The organism is Sinorhizobium meliloti, from assembly GCF_017876815.1.
GTDB lineage: Bacteria > Pseudomonadota > Alphaproteobacteria > Rhizobiales > Rhizobiaceae > Sinorhizobium > Sinorhizobium meliloti.
Genome location: NZ_JAGIOS010000002.1, coordinates 719,076 through 744,092 on the forward strand (window position 1 = coordinate 719,076; position 25,017 = coordinate 744,092).

19 protein-coding genes and 1 riboswitch are annotated in these 25,017 nt (G+C 63.7%); of the genes, 8 read left to right on the plus strand and 11 right to left on the minus strand.

What is annotated here, in order from left to right; all coding sequences use genetic code 11:
• Window positions 1-156 precede the first annotated feature (156 nt).
• The 3 genes from JOH52_RS22290 (at window position 157) to repB (ending at window position 3,053) form a co-directional block, all read left to right on the plus strand.
• Window positions 157-576 (plus strand): DoxX family protein, encoded by a 420-nt coding sequence (locus JOH52_RS22290; RefSeq protein WP_010976297.1) that lies wholly within the window; start codon window positions 157-159, stop codon window positions 574-576.
• 146 nt (window positions 577-722) lie between these two features.
• Window positions 723-1,988 carry a plasmid partitioning protein RepA gene (repA, locus tag JOH52_RS22295; protein WP_013850289.1) on the plus strand — a complete coding sequence of 422 codons (1,266 nt, stop codon included), beginning with the start codon at window positions 723-725 and terminating at the stop codon, window positions 1,986-1,988.
• 3 nt (window positions 1,989-1,991) lie between these two features.
• Window positions 1,992-3,053, plus strand: coding sequence for a plasmid partitioning protein RepB (gene repB / locus JOH52_RS22300; RefSeq protein ID WP_017263909.1), 1,062 nt, complete (start codon window positions 1,992-1,994; stop codon window positions 3,051-3,053).
• Between the two features lie 62 nt (window positions 3,054-3,115).
• On the opposite strand, the gene JOH52_RS22305 is transcribed toward repB, so the two are convergent.
• From JOH52_RS22305 to JOH52_RS22345, 9 genes are all read right to left on the minus strand, one after another.
• A complete protein-coding gene (locus JOH52_RS22305; RefSeq protein WP_013850287.1) occupies window positions 3,116-3,544 on the minus strand; it encodes a BRA0787 family protein in 429 nt (142 codons plus the stop codon).
• A gap of 365 nt (window positions 3,545-3,909) precedes the next feature.
• Window positions 3,910-4,605, minus strand: coding sequence for an urea ABC transporter ATP-binding subunit UrtE (gene urtE, locus JOH52_RS22310; protein WP_015008105.1), 696 nt, complete (start codon window positions 4,603-4,605; stop codon window positions 3,910-3,912).
• Between the two features lie 18 nt (window positions 4,606-4,623).
• Window positions 4,624-5,376 (minus strand): urea ABC transporter ATP-binding protein UrtD, encoded by a 753-nt coding sequence (urtD, locus tag JOH52_RS22315; RefSeq protein ID WP_017273881.1) that lies wholly within the window; start codon window positions 5,374-5,376, stop codon window positions 4,624-4,626.
• Between the two features lie 5 nt (window positions 5,377-5,381).
• Entirely contained in the window at window positions 5,382-6,557 is a 1,176-nt protein-coding gene (urtC, locus tag JOH52_RS22320; RefSeq protein ID WP_014530092.1) for an urea ABC transporter permease subunit UrtC, read from the minus strand.
• A complete protein-coding gene (gene urtB, locus JOH52_RS22325) occupies window positions 6,554-8,167 on the minus strand; it encodes an urea ABC transporter permease subunit UrtB (protein ID WP_107010443.1) in 1,614 nt (537 codons plus the stop codon). The genes urtC and urtB overlap by 4 nt, the downstream gene beginning before the upstream one ends.
• A gap of 142 nt (window positions 8,168-8,309) precedes the next feature.
• Complete coding sequence (urtA, locus tag JOH52_RS22330; RefSeq protein ID WP_017273882.1) at window positions 8,310-9,602, minus strand: urea ABC transporter substrate-binding protein; 1,293 nt, start codon at window positions 9,600-9,602, stop codon at window positions 8,310-8,312.
• Window positions 9,603-9,816: 214 nt separating this feature from the next.
• Complete coding sequence (locus JOH52_RS22335) at window positions 9,817-10,266, minus strand: GFA family protein (protein WP_107010444.1); 450 nt, start codon at window positions 10,264-10,266, stop codon at window positions 9,817-9,819.
• Entirely contained in the window at window positions 10,263-10,727 is a 465-nt protein-coding gene (locus JOH52_RS22340) for an SRPBCC family protein (RefSeq protein ID WP_088199890.1), read from the minus strand. Before JOH52_RS22340 ends, JOH52_RS22335 begins: the two co-directional genes overlap by 4 nt.
• 32 nt (window positions 10,728-10,759) lie before the next feature.
• Complete coding sequence (locus tag JOH52_RS22345) at window positions 10,760-11,098, minus strand: ArsR/SmtB family transcription factor (RefSeq protein WP_107010445.1); 339 nt, start codon at window positions 11,096-11,098, stop codon at window positions 10,760-10,762.
• Between the two features lie 306 nt (window positions 11,099-11,404).
• Between JOH52_RS22345 and JOH52_RS22350 the strand changes: the two genes are divergently transcribed.
• Complete coding sequence (locus JOH52_RS22350; protein ID WP_107010446.1) at window positions 11,405-14,785, plus strand: hybrid sensor histidine kinase/response regulator; 3,381 nt, start codon at window positions 11,405-11,407, stop codon at window positions 14,783-14,785.
• Window positions 14,772-15,701, plus strand: a complete 930-nt coding sequence (locus tag JOH52_RS22355) for a response regulator transcription factor (RefSeq protein WP_080599922.1) — start codon at window positions 14,772-14,774, stop codon at window positions 15,699-15,701. The genes JOH52_RS22350 and JOH52_RS22355 overlap by 14 nt, the downstream gene beginning before the upstream one ends.
• 112 nt (window positions 15,702-15,813) lie before the next feature.
• Here the strand turns inward: JOH52_RS22355 and JOH52_RS22360 are convergent, their stop codons facing one another.
• Window positions 15,814-17,139, minus strand: a complete 1,326-nt coding sequence (locus JOH52_RS22360; RefSeq protein WP_088199992.1) for a dicarboxylate/amino acid:cation symporter — start codon at window positions 17,137-17,139, stop codon at window positions 15,814-15,816.
• A gap of 231 nt (window positions 17,140-17,370) precedes the next feature.
• Here JOH52_RS22360 and JOH52_RS22365 point away from each other — a divergent pair, with 231 nt between their 5' ends.
• Window positions 17,371-19,236, plus strand: a complete 1,866-nt coding sequence (locus JOH52_RS22365; protein ID WP_107010447.1) for a sensor histidine kinase — start codon at window positions 17,371-17,373, stop codon at window positions 19,234-19,236.
• A gap of 3 nt (window positions 19,237-19,239) precedes the next feature.
• Window positions 19,240-20,622 carry a C4-dicarboxylate transport transcriptional regulatory protein DctD gene (gene dctD, locus JOH52_RS22370; RefSeq protein WP_088196508.1) on the plus strand — a complete coding sequence of 461 codons (1,383 nt, stop codon included), beginning with the start codon at window positions 19,240-19,242 and terminating at the stop codon, window positions 20,620-20,622.
• Between the two features lie 124 nt (window positions 20,623-20,746).
• Here the strand turns inward: dctD and JOH52_RS22375 are convergent, their stop codons facing one another.
• On the minus strand, window positions 20,747-22,765 hold the full coding sequence (locus JOH52_RS22375) for a hypothetical protein (RefSeq protein ID WP_027989235.1): 2,019 nt from the start codon (window positions 22,763-22,765) through the stop codon (window positions 20,747-20,749).
• 205 nt (window positions 22,766-22,970) lie between these two features.
• Window positions 22,971-23,082: riboswitch (TPP riboswitch) on the plus strand.
• Between the two features lie 98 nt (window positions 23,083-23,180).
• Between JOH52_RS22375 and thiC the strand changes: the two genes are divergently transcribed.
• Window positions 23,181-25,016: a phosphomethylpyrimidine synthase ThiC gene (gene thiC / locus JOH52_RS22380; RefSeq protein ID WP_010976311.1), complete on the plus strand. Its 1,836-nt coding sequence runs from the start codon at window positions 23,181-23,183 to the stop codon at window positions 25,014-25,016.
• The last annotated feature ends 1 nt before the right edge of the window (window position 25,017 follow it).

The following is a 25,017-nucleotide window of genomic DNA, read 5'->3' on the forward strand; positions in this document are numbered from 1 at the left end:
ATTCCCTTCCGTTCAATTTCTGTTTCAGTTGTGGAAAATTTCCGATCCGCGGGCTGTGCATTTACAATCATGGAGCAGCGAGCGCTTGCCGCCGTTCCGAAGGCTCGGAGCGGGTATGCGTTCGCGATCAGGCCACAGTGAAGAAAGGCACGTCACATGAGCGACAATCCCGCACTTCAAAGCTCCTTGGCCCTCATCGGCCGCCTGCTTCTCGCCGCCATGTTTATTCTTTCCGGTTTCGGAAAACTGGGCGATCCATCCGGCACGATCGGCTACATCGCGTCGGCGGGGCTGCCCCTGCCTCCGGTCGCCTATGCGGTTGCTCTTGCCGTGGAGATCGGCGCAGGCATTCTCCTCGTCCTCGGCTACCGGGCACGGTGGGTGGCGCTGATCCTTGCAGCCTTCACCCTGGCCTCGGCGATCGGCTTTCACACCGACTTCGCCGACCAGAACCAGATGATCCACTTCATGAAGAATCTGGCGATCACCGGCGGCTTCCTTCAGATCGCCGCCTTCGGCGCGGGTGCCTTCAGCCTTGACGGTTGGACCGTCCGCGCCAACCGAGAAATGAGTTGACGCGAATCAGAGGATGAATCATTCCTCTAACGGAATAGACCGCATATTCCGCATTTCGGCGTAGCTAAACGATTGTTCTGTCAGGAAATGCGTCAGGCGCATCCGCACGGCGGCGGGGCGCCATGCGGGCACGAGGAGATTTGACCATGGATATGATGACGGCAGCGGCGGCGACGACGGCAGGCGCGACCGGCGGGGCATCGCGCAGACCGGCAGACGAGGCGATCGCCGCCGACGCGCGGGCGCTTTCCGAACAGCTGAAAGCGATGCGAGACCGGCTCTTTGCACCGACAGCGATGAAGACGCTCCGGAGCTTCACCTCCGGCGAGGCCGCCAAGCTCATCGGCGTTTCCGACGGATACTTGCGACAGCTTTCGCTCGCTGGCGAGGGGCCGCAGCCCGACACCGGCGCCGGCGGACGACGCTCCTATTCGCTTTCCGATATCAACGCGCTGCGCCGGCATCTGGCCGAACAGGCGATCGCCAAAGGCAATGGCGCCAAGGCGCGCGGTTATCTCAAATGGCGCGATGCCGCGAGAAGCGAGCATCTCCAGGTGATCTCGGTCACCAACTTCAAGGGCGGCTCCGGCAAGACGACCTCATCGGTCCATCTCGCCCAATATCTCGCTCTGACCGGGCACCGGGTGCTTGCGGTCGACCTCGACCCGCAGGCGTCGCTTTCGGCGCTGTTCGGCTACCAGCCGGAACTGGACCTGACCGGCAACGACACGCTTTATGGCGCAATCCGTTACGACGCCGAGGCGCGCCCGCTGAAGGACATCATCCGCAAGACCTATTTCGACGGGCTCGACCTGGTGCCGGGCAACCTCGAACTGCAGGAGTTCGAACACACGACGCCGCAGGCGCTCAGTGCGCGGCAGAGCGGCGCCGATGCCGGGCCGCTCTTCTTCGCCCGGGTGCAGGCGGCGCTCGCAAGCGTCGCCGACGACTACGACGTCGTCGTCATCGACTGCCCGCCGCAGCTCGGCTACCTGACGCTTTCGGCGCTCTGCGCTTCGACGTCGGTCATCGTCACCGTGCATCCGCAAATGCTCGACGTCGCATCGATGAACCAGTTCCTCTACATGACCTCGGACCTGCTCAGCGTCGTGCGCGACGCCGGCGGCGAGCTCAATTTCGATTTCCTGCGCTATCTCGTCACCCGCTTCGAGCCGAATGACGGACCGCAGGCGCAGATCGTCGGCTTCATGCGCTCGCTCTTCGGCGACCGGGTGCTGACCTCCGCCATGGTAAAGTCGACCGCGATCTCGGATGCGGGTCTCACCAAGCAGACGCTCTACGAGGTGGGCCGGGAGAATTTCACCCGCGCGACCTATGACCGGGCGATCGAGTCGCTGAACGCCGTCAACGGCGAGATCGAGGCTCTCATTCACGCGGCATGGGGGCGCTGAGTCATGGCTGGCAATAACCGGAAAAACGAATTGCGGGCACTGTTTTCCGCGGGTGCGCCTGCCGCCGATCCGCAAACCCCCGCCGAAACGGCGTCGGGCGAGTTGACACCTGTCAACGCCAGGCCGGCCGCCCCGCTCGATGCGCCCCGTGCGGCCTCCGGCGCAGTGAAGGCCATGGGGCTCTCTCTCGGCAGCATCACACGCGAGGCCGAGGAAGCGCGGGTGCTCAGGGAAGCGTTGACCCAGGGTGAACGCGTCGTTTCGCTCGATCCGGCGCTGGTCGAAAGCTCCTTCGTCGAGGATCGGCTGACCGACGGCGAGATGGACGATGCGGATTTCCTCGCGCTCGTCGAGAGCATTCGCGAGAACGGCCAGCAATCGCCGATCCTCGTTCGCCCGCACCCGGAAAAGCAGGGCCATTACCAGACCGCCTACGGCCACCGGCGCCTGAAGGCGGTGCGCCGGCTCGAGCTCCAGGTAAAGGCGATCGTCCGGACGCTGACAGATGACGAGGTCGTGCTTGCGCAAGGCAAGGAAAACGCCGAGCGGCGCAACCTTTCCTTCATCGAACGTGCGCTTTTCGCCGCTGCGCTCGTAGCGCGCGGCTTCGACCGCAAGGTGATCGGCGATGCGCTTGCGGTGCAGAAGAGCGAACTTTCGCGCCTCCTGCAGGTGGCGGACGGTGTGCCGCACGAAGTCGCCCGCGCCATCGGCCCGGCGCCGAAGGCCGGGCGCGAGCGCTGGATGGCGATCGGGACGCTGCTTGAAAGGCAAGAAGCGCGCGCCCGAGCCCAAGACGAGATCGCTTCGCCACGCTTCCGCGCCGTCGATTCAGACCAACGCTTTCAGCTCGTCTTCAATCGCCTGTCGCAAAGCGACAAGCCGGAACCGGAAAGGCCGGAGGAACTGAAGGACGCCGCAGGGCGGGTCTTCGCTCGGCTGAAGCGTGATGGGAAGGCGCCGAGGATCGAGTTCCTCCCGGGCACCCATCCGGCCGTCGTCCAGGAAGCCGTGTCGATGCTCGCCAACTGGCATGCAGCCTTCGTGGAGAATCAGAAGCCTTAGAGCGACACAGCTCGGCCGCAACGATGCCCATATGGGCATCGCCACGGTCGTGAGCGATGTCTTCATAGGCCGGCTGGTCGAGATCCCGCCGAATCCGGCGACGGCGAGGGAACGGAATGCATCGGATGGCTGAAGCGCTCGGCAAAGGCCTCGATGGAGCCGCGCCCGAAGCGTCTCAAGCGCCGCCGCACCAGAATGGACATGACCCGGGCGGCGGTCGAGAAGGTCATTGCGTCCAGCGGTCCGGCGCCGCTCCAGGGCTTCGTCAACCGGTCGGTGACTATGCCGATCATATTGGCCGGCATGAGGTCCGTGCAGGGTCTCATCCATTCGAAAACGGCACTGACCGGAAGCACCTTGTCCTCGAAGGAAACGATGGGTTCGGGCATGCCCTCCTCCCAGTCGTCATAGGCTTCGAGGGCATCCCTGAAGAGTGTCTGGAGCGTAATCGGGGCGTGCCCTTCATGAAGGGCGGGCAGGAAATTCGTCATTAGGGTCTCCTCCGATTGGATAGGCCGGAAACGCGAAATGGCCAATTCTGTCAGTGAGATGTGATTGCGAAACTCGCCACGGCACCATGCTTCGACCAGAGACATGGAACGCGCCGTGACACTTTGAACTGCTGCATGGGCTAATCTTCGACCGGAACCGGTCGAAGAATCATGCAGGAGCAATCTTCGAACATGCATGTGCAGTATGGGTCAAAGCGCTTGAGCGGGCAAATGCAATCCACAAAAGAAGTGGATTTTTCTGTCGCCCGGAGGCGCCCCTGAGATCGGCCTTCCGGCCCAAGCCATTGACTTTACCGGCTGTTTCCCGGTCTGTGGAAAACCGCGCGCAGGCTCGCCATGGGACTTCAAACGGTTAGATGCCGGCGCGCTTGCGGGGTGTCGAGCGTCTCCGGCGGGCCCTCGTGCACGAAAGCTCCACGGTCCATGATATAGACATGGTCGGCAAGCTCGCGGCAGAAATCGAGATATTGCTCCACGAGCAGGATCGCCATACCGGTCGAATCCCGCAAATATTTGATCGCGCGGCCGATGTCCTTGATGATCGACGGCTGGATGCCCTCGGTCGGCTCGTCCAGCACCAGGATTTTCGGGCGTGTCACGAGAGCGCGAGCGATCGCGAGCTGCTGCTGCTGGCCGCCCGAAAGGTCGCCGCCCCTCCGGCCGAGCATCGTCTGAAGTACCGGAAACAGACTGAATATATCGTCTGGGATCGAGCGTTGAGCCCGCCTCAGCGGAGCGAAGCCGGTTTCGAGATTTTCCTTCACCGTCAGCAGGGGAAAGATCTCGCGGCCCTGGGGCACGTAGCCGACGCCCTGTTTGGCGCGCCGGAAGGGCGCCATGCCGTCGAGCGGCGCGCCGTTGAAAGAGATCGTGCCGCTCGTCACCGGATGCTGGCCGGCGACGGCCCTGAGCAGGCTCGACTTGCCAACGCCGTTGCGGCCGAGAACGCAGGTGATCTTGCCCATTTCCGCCTTGAACGAGACGTCGCGGAGCGCCTGGGCGGCGCCGTAATGCAGGCTGACGTTTTCGACGTTCAGCATCGGTTCAATTCCTCCCGCTCATCGGCCGAGATAGTTCTCGATCACCTTCGGATCGTTGCTGACGAAATCGATCGACCCTTCCGCCAGCACCGAGCCTTCCGCAAGGCAGGTGACCTTGACGCCGAGATCGCGGATGAAGCCCATGTCGTGCTCGACGACGACCACCGAGCGCGTCCTGGCGATTTCTTTCAGGAGGATCGCCGTTTCCGCCGTCTCCGCATCGGTCATGCCGGCCACCGGCTCGTCCACGAGCAGGAGTTCCGGCTCCTGGGCGAGCAGCATGCCGATCTCCAGCCATTGCTTCTGGCCATGCGAGAGATTGGCGGTGAGATCGTCGCGGCGCGCCGTGAGCCGCACCGTCGAAAGGATCTCCTCGATGCGGCTCTTGTCCTCTCTCGTCAGCCGATAGAACAGGGTCGCGAAGACGCCGCGGCTGCGGTTCAGCGCCAGCTCCAGATTGTCCCAGACCGTATGGTTCTCGAAGACGGTCGGCTTCTGGAACTTGCGGCCGATGCCGAGCTCGGCGATTGCCGCTTCGTCTTTCTTGGTGAGGTCGATGTCGCCCTTGAAGAAGACCTCGCCCTCGTCCGGCCGCGTCTTGCCGGTGATGATGTCCATCATCGTCGTCTTGCCGGCGCCATTGGGGCCGATGATCGCGCGCAGTTCCCCCGGCTCTACGACGAAGGAGAGCGAGTTCAGCGCCTTGAAGCCATCGAAGGAGACGGAGACCCCATCGAGATAGAGCAGGTTCCTGGGTTTCTTTCCGGTCATGGCGATCACTCCGCGGCCACCGTTTCGGCGTTCGCAAGGCTCGCCGCTTTTTCGCTCTCGCTTTCCTTCCGGGCCGCCGCGTGGGATGCGCGCCGGCTTGCGAGATAGCTCTGCGCCGTGCCGACCACGCCCTTCGGCAGGAAAAGCGTGACGAGGACGAAGAGCCCGCCGAGCGCAAAGAGCCAGAATTCGGGGAAGGCGGCGGTGAAGATGCTTTTTCCGCCGTTGACGAGGATCGCGCCGACGATCGGTCCGATCAGCGTGCCGCGCCCGCCGACAGCCGTCCATATGACCACCTCGATCGAATTGGCGGGGGCGAACTCGCCCGGATTGATGATGCCGACTTGCGGCACGTAGAGCGCGCCGGCGACGCCCGCCATCATTGCCGAGACCGTGAAGGCGAAGAGCTTCATGTGCTCGACGCGATAGCCGAGAAAGCGTGTGCGGCTTTCCGCGTCGCGCAGCGCCACCAGCACCTTGCCGAATTTCGAGCGGACGATGCCCGAGGTGACGACGAGCGAAACGGCAAGCGCCAGCGCGGAGGCTGCAAAGAGTGCCGCACGCGTTCCGTCGGCCTGGATGTTGAAGCCGAGGATGTCCTTGAAATCGGTGAGCCCGTTATTGCCGCCGAAGCCCATGTCGTTGCGGAAGAAGGCGAGCAGCAGCGCATAGGTCATCGCCTGGGTGATGATCGAGAGATAGACCCCGTTGACCCGCGAGCGGAAGGCGAACCAGCCGAAGACGAAGGCAAGCAGGCCCGGCACCAGCACCACCATCAGCGCTGCGAACCAGAACATGTCGAAGCCGTACCAGAACCAGGGCAGCTCCTTCCAGTTGAGAAAGACCATGAAGTCCGGCAGCAGCGGATTGCCGTAGGAGCCGCGTGCGCCGATCTGGCGCATCAGATACATGCCCATGGCATAGCCGCCGAGCGCGAAGAAGGCCGCATGCCCCAGCGAGAGGATGCCGCAGAAACCCCAGACAAGATCGAGCGCCAGAGCCAAGAGCGCATAGGTCAGGTACTTGCCGAAGAGCGAGACCAGATAGGTCGGCACATGCAGCGGGTGTTCCGGCGCGGTCAGGAGGTTGAGCGCGGGAACGATGACGGCCAGCGCCAGCAGGATCGCGACAGCGACGACGATCGTCCGATCCAGCGATTTGACGAGAAACGAGGTGATCATGCTTCCACCGCCCGGCCCTTGAGTGCGAAGAGCCCGCGCGGCCGCTTCTGGATGAAGAGGATGATCAGCACGAGCACGAGGATCTTGCCGAGCACGGCGCCGGCATAGGGCTCCAGGAACTTGTTGAGGATGCCGAGCGACAAGGCGCCGACAAGCGTGCCCCAGAGATTGCCGACGCCGCCGAAGACCACGACCATGAAGCTGTCGATGATGTAGCCCTGCCCGAGGTTCGGCGAGACGTTGTCGATCTGCGAAAGCGCCACACCCGCAATGCCGGCGATGCCGGAGCCGAGCGCGAAGGTCAGCGCATCCACCCAGGGCGTGCGGATGCCCATGGAAGAGGCCATGCGCCGGTTCTGCGTTACCGCGCGCATCTGCAGGCCCATCGGCGTCTTCTTGAGCAGAAAGAGAAGTGCCGCAAACACCGCAAGCGCAAAGACGATGATCCAGAGACGGTTCCAGGTGATCGCCAGTCCGCCGAGCTCGAAGGCGCCGGACATCCAGGACGGATTGCCGACCTCACGGTTGGTGGGGCCGAAGATCGTCCGCACCGTCTGCTGGAGGATGAGCGATATGCCCCAGGTGGCAAGCAGCGTTTCGAGCGGGCGCCCGTAGAGAAAGCGGATGACGCCGCGTTCCAGTGCGAGGCCCACGGCGCCCGTGACAAGAAAGGCGAGCGGCAGCGCGATCGCCAAGGACCACTCGAAAAGATGAGGAAAGGAGGTGCGCACGACATCTTGAACGAGGAAGGTCGTATAGGCCCCGAGCATCACCATCTCGCCATGCGCCATGTTGATGATGCCCATGACGCCGAAGGTGATGGCGAGACCGATCGCCGCCAAGAGCAGCACCGAGCCGAGCGACAGGCCGTACCATATGTTCTGGCCCGCATTCCAGAAGGCTTGCGCCTGTTCGATGCTGGCGAGCGCCGCCTCGATGTCCGGCTTCAGGCTTTCGTCGGCAGAGCCGAGCGCGGCAGAAAGGATCGGCAGCGCCTCGCGGCCGCCGTTTTCCTCCAGCAGCCGCACCGCCTCCTTCTTCTCCTCGACCGGCCGGTCGGAGAGAAGCAGCATCGTGGCGCGCGCCTGTTCGAGAACCGCACGAACGGCTCCATCCTTCTCGGCAGCCAGTGCATTCTCGATGACGCCGAGCGCGTCGGCATCGGGCGATTGCAGCACCGACTGCGCGGCCCTGAGGCGCTGATTGCGATCGGGGCTGAGGAGCGTCAGGCTGCCGAGGGCGGTCCGCACGGCGCGCCGCACGCTGTTGTTCACCCTGATCTTCGAAAGTCCCGCCTTCGGTGCTTCGCCGGCGCTGTCGCCGGAGATCGGATCCGTAAGGGTCAGGTTCGAACCGTTCTCCTTCGTCCGCAAGACCTGGCCATCCGCCTTGCGCGCATAGAGCTCGCCTTCGCCGAGCGCCTCGAGGATGGCGACGACTTCGGGCTTTCCGGTCTTCGCCAGTGCCGCGATATGCTCGTCCATCTCGGACAGCTTCGCCTCGCCGAGCGCGTTCACCAGATCGCGCAGTCCCTCTTCCGCGCGAAGCCCCGGAGCCATCGCAACGAAAAGGAACAGGGCAGCCAGCACGGTTGGGATGATGCGGTACATTCGTCTCTCGCCTTGCAGGCCTCCGTCCGACGGGAAGCGTTCGGACGGAGGGGATTTCGAGCTAGCGGTTCGTCATGAAAAGCGGCGTTTGGGGGAGTGGCCCGACCCGGGCCACTCCCTGAGCAAGTCTTTCGTCATGAAATCAGGAACCCTTGCCGCCGCACTTGCCGGTGGCCACATTGAAGTTGCCGCAGGACATGGGCGCGCGCCAATCGGAGATCAGGTCCTTCGAGTCCGGCAGGTAGTCCGACCATTCGTCGCCGACGACGAGGCCGGGCGTTTCCCATACCGTTTCGAACTGGCCGTCGGACTGGATCTCGCCGATCAGCACGGGCTTGGTGATGTGGTGGTTCGGCATCATCGTCGAATAGCCGCCCGAAAGGTTCGGTACCGAGACCCCGATCATGGCGTCGAGCACGGCATCGGTATCGGTGGTGCCAGCCTTCTCGACTGCCTTCAGCCACATGTTGAAGCCGATGTAATGGGCTTCCATCGGGTCGTTGGTGACCCGCTTGTCGTTCTTGGTATATGCCTGCCAGGTCTCGATGAACTCCGCATTGGCCGGGTTGTCGACCGACTGGAAGTAGTTCCAGGCAGCGAGATGCCCGACGAGCGGCCCGGTATCGAGGCCGGCAAGTTCCTCCTCGCCGACCGAGAAGGCGACGACCGGGATGTCCTCGGCCTTGATGCCCTGGTTGGCAAGTTCCTTGTAGAACGGCACGTTGGCGTCGCCGTTGATGGTCGAGACGACCGCGGTCTTCTTGCCGGCCGAGCCGAACTTCTGGATGTCCGAGACGATCGTCTGCCAGTCGGAATGGCCGAAAGGCGTGTAATTGATCATGATGTCCTCGGGCGCGACACCCTTGGAGATCAGGTAGGCCTCGAGGATCTTGTTGGTCGTGCGCGGATAGACGTAATCGGTGCCGGCGAGCACCCAGCGCTCGACTTCCTCGTTCTCCATCAGATAGTCGACGGCCGGGATGGCCTGCTGATTGGGAGCGGCCCCCGTATAGAAGACGTTGCGCTGGCTTTCCTCGCCCTCGTACTGGACCGGATAGAAGAGGATCGAATTCAGCTCCTCGAAGACCGGCAGCACGGTTTTGCGCGATACCGACGTCCAGCAGCCGAAGACGGCGGAAACCTTGTCGACGGAGACGAGCTCGCGCGCCTTTTCGGCAAAGAGCGGCCAGTCCGAGGCCGGGTCGACGACGACGGCTTCCAGCTTCTTGCCGAGCAGGCCGCCCTTCTTGTTCTGCTCCTCGATCAGCATGAGCATGGCGTCCTTGAGCGTCGTTTCGGAGATCGCCATGGTGCCGGAAAGCGAATGCAGGATGCCGACCTTGATCGTGTCGTCGGCCGCAAAGGCGCCGTTGAACGCCGTCGTCGAAAGGACGGCAGCTAGAAATGCGCCGGTGACGCGTGCCCTGATAGTCATCTGATTGAACCCCCTTGTTCTGATCGCCGCAACGCAAGTGGCCGTTCTCCATGGCCGTTGCTCGGGGGATCATCAGGCAGCCGCGCTGCACTGCACATACGTCATTCTACGTAGGCGGCGGGGGGAAGAAGGAAGCTTGGGCTTACTGCCCGGAGTTTTCTGCCGAGGATCCAGGTCGCTACCGCGGCAGACGCGAGAGGAGCGGTACGGCTCCTCACAAATAGGCCGTCACCCGGGGTGGCCGATCCCATGCATCATGGCGCCCGTCCTCATAGACGATCGGGGCATTCGCCAGCTCCTCGTCGGTCGCGTCGTCGAGACAGGCGATATTCACCGCATGGAACGGTCCGCCCATGATCTCGAAATCGGCGCTGCCAAACGGGTGGACGCCGCAGTGCCTGCAGAACACGTGGCGGATCATGCGCTCGCCGAAGCGGTATTCCGCCAAGGCCTCCTCGCCGGAAAGCAGGGAGAAATCCTCGGGCGTGACGAACACCTTCCAGAATCGCGTCTTCAGGCAGGAGGAACAGTTGCAGCGGAAGGTCGTCGTCCACCACACGCCCGGCCGCGGCGCTTCGGATCGCTTTCCCTCCGGCGCAAGATCGAGATTTACGGAAAAACGCACCGCGCCGCAATGGCAGCTCCCGTGATAGGTCTTCTTCATTGCATTTCCTCCTTCCGGGCAGCGACATAGGAAACCAGCCGGTCCATGCACTCGCTCCATCCTTCCGCATGCGAATCGCGGCTCTCGGCGCTCGTGAACGGCGCCTGGTGGAAGGTGAGACGCGTGCCGCCCGCCACATCATCGAGGGTGACCGTGATCAGCGTGTCGATGGAGCCCTCCTCTTCCCAGGCGAAGCTGAGGACGATGCGGCTGGGGGCCACGATCTCGCGATAGATGCCGTGCGCCCAGTAGTCCTGGCCCTCCGGCGAGCGGATGCAGCCGCGCCAGGCGCCGCCTTCACGGAAATCGGTGGTGATCGCGGGCACCGTGAAGCCCTTCGGACCCCACCAGCGTGCCAGGTGTTCGGGTGTCGTCCAGACCTTGAAGACGAGGTTGGCGGGCGCGTCGAAGACGCGCGTGATGGTAAGCGCGTTCTCTTCCTTCAGAGACGGGGCATTCATGATCTTCTCCCTTGCGGTCGGGCGAACCCGGTTCAGTCTTGATCCGATTTCTCGTTGCGCTGCAGTTCATGAAGATAGCTGTCGAGCCGGTCGAAACTGCCTTCCCAGAAATGGCGGTAGCGTTCGATCCAGTCGGCGATTTCCTTCAACGGCGCCGCCTCCAGCCGGCAGGGCCGCCATTGGGCGTTACGGCCCCGGGATATCAGCCCCGCGCGTTCCAATACCTTCAGATGTTTGGAGACCGCCGGCAGACTCATCTCGAATGGAGCTGCAAGTTCGTTCACCGTCGCCTCGCCGGCGGCAAGGCGCGCAACGATAGCACGGCGGGTGGGGTCGGCCAGTGCCGACAGGGTGCTGCTGAGCTGATCCATCAATGATTAACCTACTGGTTAATTAACTTGATGGTTTATTGCAGCAGCGTGGCGTTCTGTCAAGAGCTGAAATCTGCAATGGACGGGTGCCGCGCCATTGCCCATTCACTTGGTCGGTCTCAAGGGACCGCAGGGCAAATCCGCTTCAAGAGGGAGAACATTCGATACAAAACGATCAAAACTGATCAAGCGGCCCTCGCGGAGCGTCGACGTTTTCCGCAATGCAGCAATTTCCCGGGCCGCTCGTCCGTGTTACGACATGAGCAGCTGGCGCATTCGGCCGGCATTGCGAGATGACGAGGGACCATGGCGGCACGCCAGCGCATCATTCCCGTTCGACGAGAATATAACCGCTGGGTCGCCAACCAGACGCTCGAAGACTATGCGCTGCGCTTCACCGCCAAGAGCGCGCGGCGCTTTTCCTCCGCGCGCATTTCGCAGACGGCGATCGGCGCCATCTCCTTCCTGGCGCTGGAAGCCATCGGCGGCGCGATTACCATGTCCTACGGCACGACGAACGCTATCGTCGCGATCCTCGTCGCGAGCCTGATGATCCTTATCGTCGGCCTGCCGATCAGCCGCTATGCCATCCGTCACGGAGTCGACATCGACCTTCTCACGCGCGGCGCGAGCTTCGGCTATATCGGCTCGACGACCACCTCGCTCATCTATGCGAGCTTCACCTTCATCCTCTTCGCGATCGAAGCCTCGATCATGTCTGGGGCGCTGGAGCTCGCGCTCGGCATACCGCTCTGGATCGGCTACATCATCAGCGCCGTCATGGTGATCCCGCTGGTCACCCATGGCGTGAAGCTGATCAGCCGGTTCCAGCTCGTCACGCAGCCCTTCTGGATCGTCCTGAACATTCTTCCCTTCGCCTTCATCGCGTTTGCGGACTGGGAGAAGGTCGGCCTGTGGCTCGCTTATGCGGGCATCCATCACACATCGGGCCCCCCCGGCACGCTCGCGCCGTTCCATCTCGTCGAATTCGGCGCTGCCTCGGCGGTCATCTTCGCGCTGATGGCGCAGATCGGCGAACAGGTGGACTTCCTGCGCTTCCTGCCGCCTGACGGCGAGCGCAAGCTCCGGCACCGCATCGCCGTCTTTCTTGCCGGCTCCGGCTGGGTGATCGTCGGCGCGCCGAAGCTGCTTGCCGGCTCCTTTCTCGTCGTGCTGGCGCTCAGCACCGGCGTTCCATCGACCAGGGCCGCCGACCCGGCGCAGATGTATTACACCGCCTTCGGCTACATCTTCCCGTCGGACACGGCCGCGCTCCTGCTGATGGCCGCTTTCGTCGTCGTCTCGCAGCTCAAAATCAACGTGATGAACGCCTATGCGGGCTCGCTCGCCTGGTCGAACTTCTTCTCGCGGCTCACCCACAGCCATCCGGGCCGCGTCATCTGGCTGGTGTTCAACGTGGCGATCGCGCTCCTGCTGATGGAGCTCGGCATCTATCGTCTGCTGGAGGAGACGCTCGGCATCTTTTCGATCGTCGCCATGGCCTGGCTCTCAACGATCTCCGCCGATCTCTTCGTCAACAAGCCGCTCGGGCTCGCCCCGCCCGGAATCGAGTTCAAGCGCGCCCATCTCTACGACATCAACCCTGTCGGCCTCGGCACCATGGGCGTGTCGACGCTCTTCGCCCTCGTCGCGCATTTCGGCGCGGCGGGCGAAATCGCCGCCTCGCTCGCCCCCTATATCGCGCTCGTCACGGCCTTTGTCGTCTCGCCGCTGATCGCCTGGTGGACGGAAGGGAAATTCTATCTCGCCCGCAAGCCGCGCAAGAGCTGGCTCACCGAAAGCGAGATCACCTGCTCGATCTGCGAGCATCCGTTCGAACCGGAGGACATGGCCTGGTGTCCGGCCTATGCGGCGCCGATCTGCTCGCTCTGCTGCTCTCTCGACAGCCGCTGCCACGACATGTGCAAGCCGAAGGCGCGGCTGAACACGCAGGTCGCGACCGTGGCCAAGGTGGTGCTGCCCGAAACGGTCGTCGCAAAGCTTGCGACAAGGCTCGGCCGTTACGCGATTTCAGCGGTGATCTCGATTACCGGCATCGGTGTCATCCTGGCGATGATCGCCCACCAGACGACGGCCGCCTCTCCCGAGACCGCCGATGTCGTCGAGCGGACCATCGCCATCGTCTTCTTCGTCTTCGCCATCCTTGCCGGCGTCGTGTCCTGGTTCTACGTGCTTGCCCATGACAGCCGGGTCGTTGCGGAAGAGGAATCCTCCCGGCAGAACACGGCTCTCCTGAAGGAGATCGCCGCCCACAAGAAGACCGACGCGGCGCTGCAGGACGCGAAAGAAAGGGCGGAGTCGGCCAACCGCGCGAAGAGCCGCTATGTCGTGGGGCTCAGCCACGAACTGCGCACGCCGCTCAATGCGGTGCTCGGCTACGCCCAGATCCTCGAGCGCGACGAGACGATACCGCCGCCGCGGCAGGGCGCGATCAAGGCGATCAGGCGCAGCGCCGACCATCTCTCCGGACTGATCGACGGCCTCCTCGACATCTCCAAGATCGAAGCCGGCAAGCTGCAGGTCTATTCCAACGAGATCAACATTCAGGACTTCTTGGATCAGATCGTCGACATGTTCCGCCCGCAGGCGCAGGCAAAGGGCATCGCCTTCGAGCACAACCGCGCAGCCTCGCTGCCGCAATATGTGCGGACCGACGACAAGCGCCTGCGGCAGATCCTCGTCAACCTGCTCTCCAATGCCCTGAAGTTCACGGAACGGGGGCATATCCGCTTCGACGTCGCCTATCGCAGCCAGGTTGCAAGTTTCACCATCGAGGACAGCGGCCGCGGCATCAGCGAGAAGGACCTGCCCCGGATCTTCGAGCCCTTCCAGCGCGGCGAGGCGGAATATCGCATGCCGGGCCTCGGCCTCGGCCTGACCATCACGCGCCTGCTCACCCAGACGCTCGGCGGCGAAATTTCCGTCACCAGCGAGAAGGACAAGGGCACGGGCTTCAAGGTCCGGCTGATGCTCTCTGCGGTCGACCGGCCCGCCGCGCTCAAAGACCCGGTGCAGAAGATCAAGTCCTATCACGGGCCACGCCGGACGATCATCGTGGTCGACGACAATGCGGATCACCGCAACCTGATGCGCGAGCTGCTGACGCCGCTCGATTTCACCGTTCTTGCGGCGGCGAGCGGGGCGGCCTGCCTGGCGCTCGCCGAACATACGGAACCGGACCTGTTCCTGATCGACATCTCCATGCCCGGCATGAGCGGCTGGGATCTGGTGACGCGGCTGAGGGAAGCCGGCCAGAGCGCGCCGGCGATCATGCTTTCGGCCAATATCGGCGATGGCTCGGCCGCCGGCGCCATCGGCCACAACGATGCCCTTGCCAAGCCCTTCGGCCTGCGCCAGCTCACCGACAAGCTCGCGATCCACCTGAAACTCGAATGGATCTACGACGACGGCCCGAAGGAAACGTCCGGCACCGACAAGACCACTGCGGTAGCGAGCCCCGGTCATCATCATTTGAAAGAATTGATCGAGCTCGGCGAAATCGGCTACGTGAGGGGCATCGAAGCAAAATTGACGGAGATCGCCCTGAACCCCGACAACCGAGCCTTCGCCGAGGCGGCGCGCGCCTATGTCGGGGCATTCGACCTCGCGGGCTATGACGCCTTTCTCAAACGCCTGCTCGCCGGGGAGGCGAATGCCCGTGCCTGAGGCAGCGAACGCGCGCGACATCGTACTCCTCGTCGACGATTCGCCGGAGGCGCTCGGCTTCCTGACCGAAGCGCTGGAACAGTCCGGCTTTTCCGTATTGATCGCGACCTCCGGCAACGCGGCGCTCAACATAGCCGATCGCATAACGCCGGACATCATCCTGCTCGATGCGGTCATGCCCGGCATGGACGGCTTCGACACCTGCACCCGGCTGAAGGCGAATGCTTCCGTCGCCCAGGTGCCCGTGGTCTTCATGACCGGCCTGACCGAGACGGAGCATGTGGTGCGGGCGCTCGAAGCCGGCGGCGTCGATTACCTGACCAAGCCGATCAATATCGACGAGTTGCGCGCCCGCATCCGCGTCCATCTTTCCAATGCGCGCTCCGCCCAGAGCGCCCGCGTCGCACTGGACGCGGCGGGGCGGCATCTGCTGGCGGTGCGAGGCGATGGAACGGTTCGCTGGTCGACCCCGCAGGCGACCCGCCTCGTCAACGCGGCCACCGGCAGCGACGACGGTCTTGCCTTCGTCGCCGGGCGCATTGCCGAGTGGATGCGGGAGCGGGAAACCAGCCCTGGCGAAAGGCAAGGGACTTTCACCCTGCAGCGCGCCAGCCAGACGGGCCTGCAGATCTCCTATCTCGGCGCAATCGGCGCCAATGAATACCTATTCCGGCTGACCGCCGAGAACGGCATGAGCGACGACGAAACGCTGCGCCAGCACTTCCGGCTCACCCAGCGGGAGTCCGAGGTGCTGCTCTGGATCGCCAAGGGAAAATCCAACCGCGACATCGGCGAGATCCTGGGTTTGAGCTCGCGCACCGTCACCAAGCATCTCGAACAGATCTATGTGAAGCTCGGCGTCGAAAACCGGGCCTCGGCGGCAGTGAAGGCGACGCAGGTGCTGCACGGGATCTGATCTTGTGCCGAGTGCCCACCCCCTCTGGACTGGCCGGCGATAAAAAAGCGCGGCCCGGAGAACCGGACCGCGCCAACCGCACCAGCGTGCGGTCTCGCCCTGGGAGGCAAGCTTATTCGGCGGGCTGGACGACCGCCGGGATGGCCTCGACGGACGCCTCGCCGCCGAGAGCTGCGGAAAGCTGCGCCTGATCGAGCTCGCCTTCCCACTTCGCCACCACGATCGTCGCAACCGCGTTGCCGACGAAATTGGTCAGGGCGCGGCATTCCGACATGAAGCGGTCGATGCCGAGGATCAGCGCCATGCCGGCGACCGGCACGGAGGGAACGACCGAGAGCGTTGCGGCAAGCGTGATGAAGCCGGCGCCGGTAATGCCGGCCGCACCCTTCGAGCTCAGCATTGCGACGAGGAGCAGCAGGATCTGGTCGCCGTATGAGAGCGGCGTATCGGTCGCCTGGGCGATGAACAGGGCCGCAAGCGTCATGTAGATATTGGTGCCGTCCAGGTTGAAGGAATAGCCGGTCGGAATGACGAGACCGACGACCGAGCGCTTGCAGCCGGCCTTCTCCATCTTGTTCATGAGGCCCGGAAGAGCCGCCTCCGAAGAGGACGTCCCGAGCACCAGCAGCAGCTCCTCCTTGATGTAGCGGATGAGCGAGAGGATCGAGAAGCCGTTATAGCGTGCGACCGCGCCGAGAACGATGAAGACGAAGAGAAACGACGTCAGATAGAAGGTGCCGATCAGCATGGCGAGATTGGCGATCGAGGCGATACCGTACTTGCCGATGGTGAAGGCCATGGCGCCGAAGGCGCCGATCGGGGCGGCCTTCATCAGGATCGCAACGAGCCGGAAGATCGGCAGCGTCAGCGCCTGCAGGAAATCGACCACGGGCTCGGCTTTCTTGCCGACGATCGCCAGCGAAATACCGAAGAGCACCGAGATGAACAGGACCTGCAGGATGTCGCCCTCGGCGAAGGCGCCGACGAGCGTCGTCGGGATGATGTTCATCAGGAAGCCGGTGATCGACTGCTCATGCGCCTTCTCGGCATAGGTCGCGACCGCCTTGGCGTCCAGCGTGGCCGGATCGATATGCATGCCCGCGCCTGGCTGCACCACGTTTGCGACGACGAGACCCACGACAAGCGCGAGGGTGGAGAAGGCGAGAAAGTAGATCATCGCCTTGCCGGCGACGCGGCCGACCTTGGCGAGATCGGTCATGCCGGCAATCCCGGTCGCGACCGTCAGGAAGATCACCGGCGCGATGATCATCTTCACGAGCCTGATGAAGGCGTCGCCGAGCGGTTTGAGCTCCGTGCCGATATCAGGATAGAAATGCCCGAGCAGGATGCCCGCGGCGATCGCAGCCAGCACCTGAACATAGAGATGGCGGTAAAGGGGTGTCTTGCCGCGGACCTCCGCGGAATGTTCGATGATCATGATATCCTCCACGTGGCAGGCCCAGTCCGGCAACATGCCGGGCCTCCCGGGCCGCTTTCCGAAGATCGACAGCAGTGGCTGCCTTGTGGAGCTTGTCAGCAACATGCGTGCCAGTTTGCCGCGGAAGGCCGATGCGATTGAATCCATGGGATTCTTGCGGGCGGTGCTCGCTTGCCGTTCGTGGATATGTGCGGATTTCCGCACAGAAGCGCTGGCGTTCTGGGCGAAAACATGCACAATGTTCGCATGGTCAAACTTCCTGCAGAAGCGACCGATCCGCATGCGCTTCGCAGCCGGGCCCGACGGTCCTGGCTCGTTTTCGCGGCAGTCGCGCTGGTCCTTCTGGCAGCCGGCCTTCTTCTTGCGCGAGACTACGGCCGGTCGCAGGCGCTCGCCGGCCTTGCCGGTCAGAGCCGGATCGACGCCAGCCTGAAAGCCTCGCTTCTTCGAGCAGTCGTGGAACGGCAGCGCGCCCTGCCGCTTGTCCTCGCCGACGACGCAGCCATTCGTGGCGCATTGCTTTCGCCGGACATGCAGTCGCTCGACCGCATCAACCGCAAGCTCGAGGCCCTGGCGACAAGCGCCGAAGCCGCGGTCATCTATCTGATCGACCGGAGCGGCGTCGCCGTCGCGGCCAGCAACTGGCAGGAGCCGACGAGCTTCGTCGGCAACGACTATGCCTTCCGCGATTATTTCCGGCTCGCCGTCCGCGACGGCATGGCCGAACATTTCGCCATGGGCACGGTCAGCAAGCGGCCCGGGCTTTATATTTCCCGGCGCGTCGACGGGCCCGGCGGTCCGCTGGGGGTGATCGTCGCCAAGCTCGAATTCGACGGGGTCGAGGCGGATTGGCAGGCCTCCGGCAAGCCGGCCTATGTCACCGACCGGCGCGGCATCGTCCTCATCACCAGCCTGCCCTCCTGGCGCTTCATGACGACGAAGCCGATCGCCGAAGACCGGCTGGCGCCCATTCGCGAAAGCCTGCAGTTCGGCGATGCGCCGCTGCTGCCGCTGCCCTTCCGGAAGATCGAAGCGCGGCCCGATGGCTCCTCCACGCTCGACGCCCTGCTGCCGGGCGACTCCACCGCAGCCTTCCTGCGCGTGGAAACCATGGTGCCGTCGACGAACTGGCGGCTCGAGCAGCTGTCGCCGCTGAAGGCGCCGCTTGCAGCGGGTGCGCGGGAGGCGCAGCTCCTCACCCTTGCCGCGCTCGTACCGCTTCTCGCGCTTGCCGCATTGCTCCTGCGCCGTCGCCAGGTAGTCGCCATGCGCAGCGCCGAGGAGCGGCTGGCCCGCAATGCGCTTGAGGCGAGCGTCGAGGAGCGGACGCGCGACCTGCGCATGGCGCGCGACCGTCTCGAAACCGAGATCGCCGACCACCGGCAGACCACCGAGAAGCTCCAGGCCGTGCAGCAGGACCTCGTCCAGGCGAATCGGCTGGCGATCCTCGGCCAGGTCGCCGCCGGGGTTGCCCATGAGATCAACCAGCCGGTCGCCACCATCCGCGCCTATGCGGATAATGCCCGCACGTTTCTCCACCGCGGCCAGACCGTCACCGCCGCCGAGAACATGGAAAGCATAGCCGAGCTTACCGAGCGCGTCGGCGCCATCACCGACGAGCTGCGCCGCTTCGCCCGCAAGGGCCATTTCGCAGCCGGGCCGACCGCGATGAAGGAGGTCGTCGAGGGTGCGCTCATGCTGCTCCGCAGCCGGTTTGCCGGGCGGATGGACGCAATCCGCATCGATCTGCCGCCCGATGGTCTCCAGGCGCTCGGCAACCGCATCCGGCTGGAGCAGGTCTTGATCAACCTCCTGCAGAATGCGCTGGAAGCGATCGGCGACAGCGAGAACGGCGCGATCCAGGTGCGCTGCAAGGCGGCGCCCGGCGGCATCGCGCTGACCGTCGCCGACAACGGCCCGGGGATTGCGGCCGATGTCCGCGAAGAGCTGTTCACGCCGTTCAACACCTCGAAGGAAGACGGGCTGGGCCTCGGTCTCGCGATCTCCAAGGAGATCGTCTCCGACTATGGCGGGACGATCGAGGTCGAGAGCGGCCCCTCCGGAACGACATTTACCGTGAACCTCAAGAAGGCCTGAGCGATGAGCGCCGCCCCATCCGTGTTCCTGATCGATGACGACCGCGATCTGCGCAAGGCAATGCAGCAGACGCTCGAGCTTGCGGGCTTCACCGTCTCGTCCTTCGCCAGCGCGACGGAGGCGCTCGCCGAACTTTCCGCCGACTTCGCGGGCATCGTCATCAGCGATATCCGCATGCCGGGCATGGACGGCCTTGCCCTTTTCGGCAAAGTTCTGGCGCTCGACCCTGACCTGCCAATGATCCTCGTCACGGGGCACGGCGACATACCGATGGCGGTGCAGGCGATCCAGGACGGCGCCTATGACTTCATCGCCAAGCCGTTTGCCGCCGATCGTCTTGTCCAGAGCGCCCGGCGCGCAGAGGAGAAGCGGCGGCTCGTCATGGAGAACCGGTCGCTGCGCCGCGCGGCCGAGGCCGCATCCGAAGGCCTGCCGCTGATCGGCCAGACGCCGGCCATGGAGCGGCTTCGCCAGACCTTGAAACACATCGCCGACACCGATGTCGACGTGCTGGTCGCCGGCGAGACGGGCAGCGGCAAGGAGGTCGTCGCCACGCTGCTGCACCAATGGAGCCGCCGCAGGACCGGCAACTTCGTGGCGCTGAATTGCGGCGCTCTGCCGGAAACGGTGATCGAAAGCGAGCTCTTCGGCCACGAGCCCGGCGCCTTCACCGGCGCCGTCAAGAAGCGGATCGGCCGGATCGAGCATGCGAGCGGCGGCACGCTCTTCCTCGACGAGATCGAGGCCATGCCGCCGGCAACGCAGGTGAAGATGCTGCGCGTGCTCGAAGCCCGCGAGATCACGCCGCTCGGCACCAACCTGACCCGCCCGGTCGACATCCGCGTCGTCGCCGCCGCCAAGGTCGATCTCGGCGACCCGGCCGCACGCGGCGATTTCCGCGAGGATCTCTATTACCGGCTGAACGTCGTGACGCTCTCGATCCCGCCCCTGCGCGAACGGCGCGACGACATCCCCCTCCTCTTCTCCCATTTCCTGGCCCGCGCCTCGGAACGCTTCGGCCGCGAAGTGCCCGCGATCTCGGCTGCCATGCGCGCGTACCTGGCGACGCATTCCTGGCCCGGCAATGTGCGCGAGCTTTCGCACTTCGCCGAACGGGTGGCGCTGGGGGTGGAGGGAAACCTGGGAGTTCCGGCCGCAGCGCCCGCCTCAAGCGGAGCGACCCTGCCGGAAAGATTGGAACGCTACGAGGCCGATATCCTCAAGCAGGCGCTCACGGCGCATTGCGGCGACGTCAAAGAGACCCTGCAAGTCCTCGGCATCCCCCGCAAGACTTTTTACGACAAGCTGCAGCGCCATGGGATCAACCGGGCAGATTATGTCGAACGGGCGGGCCCGGGGCGTCCCAATGCCATATCGAAAACTTGAGCCTGCGGCAGCGACAAAGTCGGTGACCGTGCGGCAGGTTTAAGCCCCTCCCACCTGTGGGGAGGGGCGATCACTTGCCCGGCGCTGCAAGTCGTCTGCGCCCGGCATGAGGTGAGAAGGCCGCCTATTCCGCCGTCGCCTCGAAGTCGACCCTGTCGAGAAGCAAGAGCGGATTTTGCGAAGCAACCGCGAATTCGAGCGCACCGATTCCGTTTGCGGATTTGGATTTGACCGTCAACGTGAACATCCCCGGTTTGGCAATGAACTGCGAAGCTGCGTCCAGCACGTCCTGCAACCGAGGCTCCTGCGCGGCAAACTGCTGCAACGCCACCGAAGCCGTCATCGTGAGCATGCCGCGCGCCTGATCCTCCGTCATGTCGTTTTGCTCGGCATAGGCCTTTATGGCCTTGGCGGCGAGACCTTTGTCCTCGATCTTCAGCTTTGCTTCACGGGCGGTGAGGCCGAACAGCGCTGCCCGCATCTTCGCCTCGTCGCCGGAAAAGAAGTCGCCGCTCACGCCCCCCAGCAGGCCGGAGAGGGAAAAGCCGCCAATATCTTTTCCACGTGCGGAGATATCCTTGATGACCAGAGTCTGGTTCGGCTCGTCCCAGGCGGCTTCGATGTTGGACGACAGGACCACCTCATTGAAACCGAGGTTGCGAAGCTGCGCGAACGGCTCGTCGTGCATATGCTCCGGGATCGGCAGGGTCAGATCCTGATATCTGATGCGGATGTCGGTCGGAATGCCGTTGCGTGGCTTCGTGAGCGCCAACTCGTAATCCTTGAGCGAGAAGCGGACGCGCCTCGGCACCGAATCCTGTGTGTCGCTCTCGGCGTCTTCGGTTTCTGTATCGGGCAGATCGGCATCCAGACCCGCCAGCCGGACCGTACCGAATTCCGGCAACAGTGTCGTGAAGGCAAATCTCTCGCGCTGCTGCTCGTCGAGCGCGACCATCCTCTGCAGACCCTCCAAGGTCGAATTCCAGGAAAATCCCGAAATGCTCGCTTCGGAGACCTTGACGTAGTCCGCGCCCTCTCCCATCGAGAGGCCATTCAGCGTGCCGTCAAGCTTCCGTCCATCGACCTCGAGGGCTAGGCGATCTATCGAAACCTTGATCCTCTCGCCTTCGTCACCGTCCTTCATCGGCGCGTCGATCGTAAGGCCGAGCATTTCCATGTCGGCCTTCTTCGTCATGTCGATAATCGACAAGACCCGATTGAAATAGGCTTGGCGTTCCGCCGGCGGCAATTGATCCGGCGCCGAGACCGATTTCAGCTTTTTGAGCGTCTCGACCAGCGGCTCGGCCGGCATTCGCATGCTGAAGCCGCTGCTGCGAACCTCGTCATAGCCGAAGCTCGCCTCGCCATCCGAGAAGGCGATGTCCTTTACCGAAATCGGCCCATAGACAGGCTTTGCCTCGTTGTCGTCCGAGCCGGCTTTTTCGGTATAGAGCCGCGCCAGATAGGCGGCATCGATATCCTGCGCCGTCACGGCTCCGATGGAACCCGCCACCCTATTCTTCCTGCCGCCCTCTCCCCCCGAACGGTCCACGCCGACTTCGAAGCTGCCGCCGCTCGCCGAATAGCGGGCGATACGCCCATCGGCGATGCCTTCCGAGACCACGTTCCTGTAGATCAGCTTCTGCTCGGTCCCGGCAACGATCTGTGCGAAGACGATCTCCGGGGCGGAGATACGCCTTGCCGTGAAAAGTTCTACTCGCTTGGAGATCGAGAGTTCGCTCTTCCCGCCGAACATCTGCTCCAAGGTGCCGCGATCAAAATCTGCTTCTTCGACGACCGCGCGCGGGACAGAGACCGTGCCGAAAGCAGTCTTGAGTTCAAGGCCGCTTACTTCGAGCATGCCCTGGAGGAAAAAGATACTGGGCCGGCCGTCAACCGCGGCGATACGAACGTCCGACCCGTCCTTCAGCGGCAAGGCCACGTCGCGCAGATGAATTCGCCCAAGGAAATCCGCTTCGACGCTGCCCGCCTTGCCACCGCGCTCGGCGATCATCCTGCTCACGCGATTTTCTACGATGGTCTTGTAGCCGGCCATGCCGGCGGCGGTGATTGCTATCACCGCAACTGCGGCCCAAAGCGCCTTGCGTCTCTTTTTTCCCGTTGCTGCCTCAGCTTGCCCCACGACAATCGTCCTTCCGCTACCTGCTTCACCGCGCCCCATTCGTGACGCGTGATTAGATGCAAGGAGCTGCATTTGCAAGCATGGCGGGAGGACAATCCAGAGCAGATAACTGACGCGCCCGACATCCTCGCCCGGGACCGGACCGCGCCGGAGGCGGCCATTCAAAAACCATCTTGACGCCGTGCCGATAACCGTTCCTAATTGCGCCATTCACCAGGGGGGTCCCGGCAAGGGGCTGAGATACTGCTAGAGCGCGCAGTGACCCGTTGAACCTGATCCAGTTCATACTGGCGTAGGGACGGTGCAGACGTGCGACAGCCAGGATTCCGTGTACCCGCGATCCGTCGGCCAAACGTCTTTTCATCCTTCCGGCTTCAGAACTGGGTCTCCAACGCGAAAACTTTGGAGCCTCAAGATGAATCTAGTCAAACCTCTCGCCGCGGCGCCCTCGGTCACCCAGGGACCGCTTCCCGCATCCCGCAAGGTCTACAAGCCGGGCGATATCCATCCCGACATCCGCGTGCCGATGCGCGAGATCGCGCTCCATCCGACCTCCGGCGAGCCGCCGGTCACCGTTTACGACTCCTCCGGTCCCTACACGATCGAAAACGCCGATATCCGCATCGACGCGGGCCTGCCGCGGCTTCGCAGCGACTGGGTTCTCAAGCGCGGCGATGTCGAAAGCTACGACGGCCGTGCGGTGAAGGCCGAGGATAACGGCTTTGCGACCGGCGAACGGCTGACGCCGGAATTCCCGGTTCGCAATCGGCCGCTCAGGGCCAAGCCCGGAAAAGCGGTGACCCAGCTCGCCTATGCCCGCGCCGGCATCGTCACGCCGGAGATGGAGTTCATCGCCATTCGCGAAAATCTCGGCCGGAAGGCCGCGAAGGAGGCGCTCGCCCGAGACGGCGAAAGCTTCGGCGCCTCGGTACCCGATTTCGTCACACCTGAATTCGTCCGCCAGGAGGTGGCCGCCGGCCGGGCGATCATTCCGGCCAACATCAACCATCCGGAAGCCGAGCCGATGATCATCGGCCGCAACTTTCTGGTGAAGATCAACGCGAATATCGGCAATTCCGCCGTCACCTCCTCGATGGCCGAAGAGGTGGAGAAGATGGTCTGGGCGACGCGCTGGGGCGCCGATACGGTCATGGACCTTTCCACCGGCCGCAACATTCACAACATCCGCGAATGGATCATCCGCAATTCGCCGGTACCGATCGGCACGGTACCGCTCTACCAGGCGCTGGAAAAGGTAAACGGCATCGCCGAAGACCTTTCCTGGGAGGTCTTCCGCGACACGCTGATCGAGCAGGCGGAACAGGGCGTCGACTATTTCACCATCCATGCCGGCGTCAGGCTTCACTATATTCCGCTCACCGTGGATCGCGTCACCGGCATCGTCTCGCGCGGCGGGTCGATCATGGCAAAATGGTGCCTGCATCACCATCGCGAAAGCTTCCTCTACGAGCATTTCGAGGATATCTGCGACATCTGCCGCGCCTATGACGTCTCCTTCTCGCTCGGCGACGGCCTGCGTCCCGGCTCGATCGCCGACGCCAACGACAGGGCCCAGTTCGCCGAGCTCGAAACGCTCGGCGAACTGACGAAGATCGCCTGGGCCAAGGATTGCCAGGTGATGATCGAAGGGCCGGGCCATGTGCCTATGCACAAGATCAAGGAGAACATGGACAAGCAGCTCGCCGTCTGCGGCGAAGCGCCCTTCTATACGCTCGGGCCGCTCACCACCGATATCGCGCCCGGCTACGACCACATCACGTCAGGCATCGGCGCGGCGATGATCGGCTGGTTCGGCACCGCCATGCTCTGCTACGTGACGCCGAAGGAACATCTGGGCCTGCCCGACCGCAACGACGTCAAGACCGGCGTCATCACCTACAAGATCGCCGCCCACGCCGCCGATCTCGCCAAGGGGCACCCGGCCGCCCGAACCCGCGACGACGCGCTGTCGCGCGCCCGCTTCGAGTTCCGCTGGGAGGACCAGTTCAACCTCTCGCTCGACCCCGAAACCGCGCGCAACTTCCACGACGAGACGCTGCCCAAGGAGGCGCACAAGGTCGCGCATTTCTGCTCCATGTGCGGGCCGAAATTCTGTTCGATGCGGATTTCCCACGATATCCGCGCCGAGGCGCAGAAGGAGGGGCTCGAGGCAATGGCGGCCAAATATCGCGACGGTGGCGACCTTTACATGCCGCTCGATCAAAGCAATGCCGCGCCCGCTGGAGAATGAG

Coding starts and splice junctions, on each gene's coding strand:
- JOH52_RS22290 (WP_010976297.1), top strand. CDS start 157: ATGAGCGACAATCCCGCACTTCAAAGCTCCTTGGCCCTCATCGGCCGC.
- repA (WP_013850289.1), top strand. CDS start 723: ATGGATATGATGACGGCAGCGGCGGCGACGACGGCAGGCGCGACCGGC.
- repB (WP_017263909.1), top strand. CDS start 1,992: ATGGCTGGCAATAACCGGAAAAACGAATTGCGGGCACTGTTTTCCGCG.
- JOH52_RS22305 (WP_013850287.1), bottom strand. CDS start 3,544: ATGACGAATTTCCTGCCCGCCCTTCATGAAGGGCACGCCCCGATTACG.
- urtE (WP_015008105.1), bottom strand. CDS start 4,605: ATGCTGAACGTCGAAAACGTCAGCCTGCATTACGGCGCCGCCCAGGCG.
- urtD (WP_017273881.1), bottom strand. CDS start 5,376: ATGACCGGAAAGAAACCCAGGAACCTGCTCTATCTCGATGGGGTCTCC.
- urtC (WP_014530092.1), bottom strand. CDS start 6,557: ATGATCACCTCGTTTCTCGTCAAATCGCTGGATCGGACGATCGTCGTC.
- urtB (WP_107010443.1), bottom strand. CDS start 8,167: ATGTACCGCATCATCCCAACCGTGCTGGCTGCCCTGTTCCTTTTCGTT.
- urtA (WP_017273882.1), bottom strand. CDS start 9,602: ATGACTATCAGGGCACGCGTCACCGGCGCATTTCTAGCTGCCGTCCTT.
- JOH52_RS22335 (WP_107010444.1), bottom strand. CDS start 10,266: ATGAAGAAGACCTATCACGGGAGCTGCCATTGCGGCGCGGTGCGTTTT.
- JOH52_RS22340 (WP_088199890.1), bottom strand. CDS start 10,727: ATGAATGCCCCGTCTCTGAAGGAAGAGAACGCGCTTACCATCACGCGC.
- JOH52_RS22345 (WP_107010445.1), bottom strand. CDS start 11,098: ATGGATCAGCTCAGCAGCACCCTGTCGGCACTGGCCGACCCCACCCGC.
- JOH52_RS22350 (WP_107010446.1), top strand. CDS start 11,405: ATGGCGGCACGCCAGCGCATCATTCCCGTTCGACGAGAATATAACCGC.
- JOH52_RS22355 (WP_080599922.1), top strand. CDS start 14,772: ATGCCCGTGCCTGAGGCAGCGAACGCGCGCGACATCGTACTCCTCGTC.
- JOH52_RS22360 (WP_088199992.1), bottom strand. CDS start 17,139: ATGATCATCGAACATTCCGCGGAGGTCCGCGGCAAGACACCCCTTTAC.
- JOH52_RS22365 (WP_107010447.1), top strand. CDS start 17,371: ATGCACAATGTTCGCATGGTCAAACTTCCTGCAGAAGCGACCGATCCG.
- dctD (WP_088196508.1), top strand. CDS start 19,240: ATGAGCGCCGCCCCATCCGTGTTCCTGATCGATGACGACCGCGATCTG.
- thiC (WP_010976311.1), top strand. CDS start 23,181: ATGAATCTAGTCAAACCTCTCGCCGCGGCGCCCTCGGTCACCCAGGGA.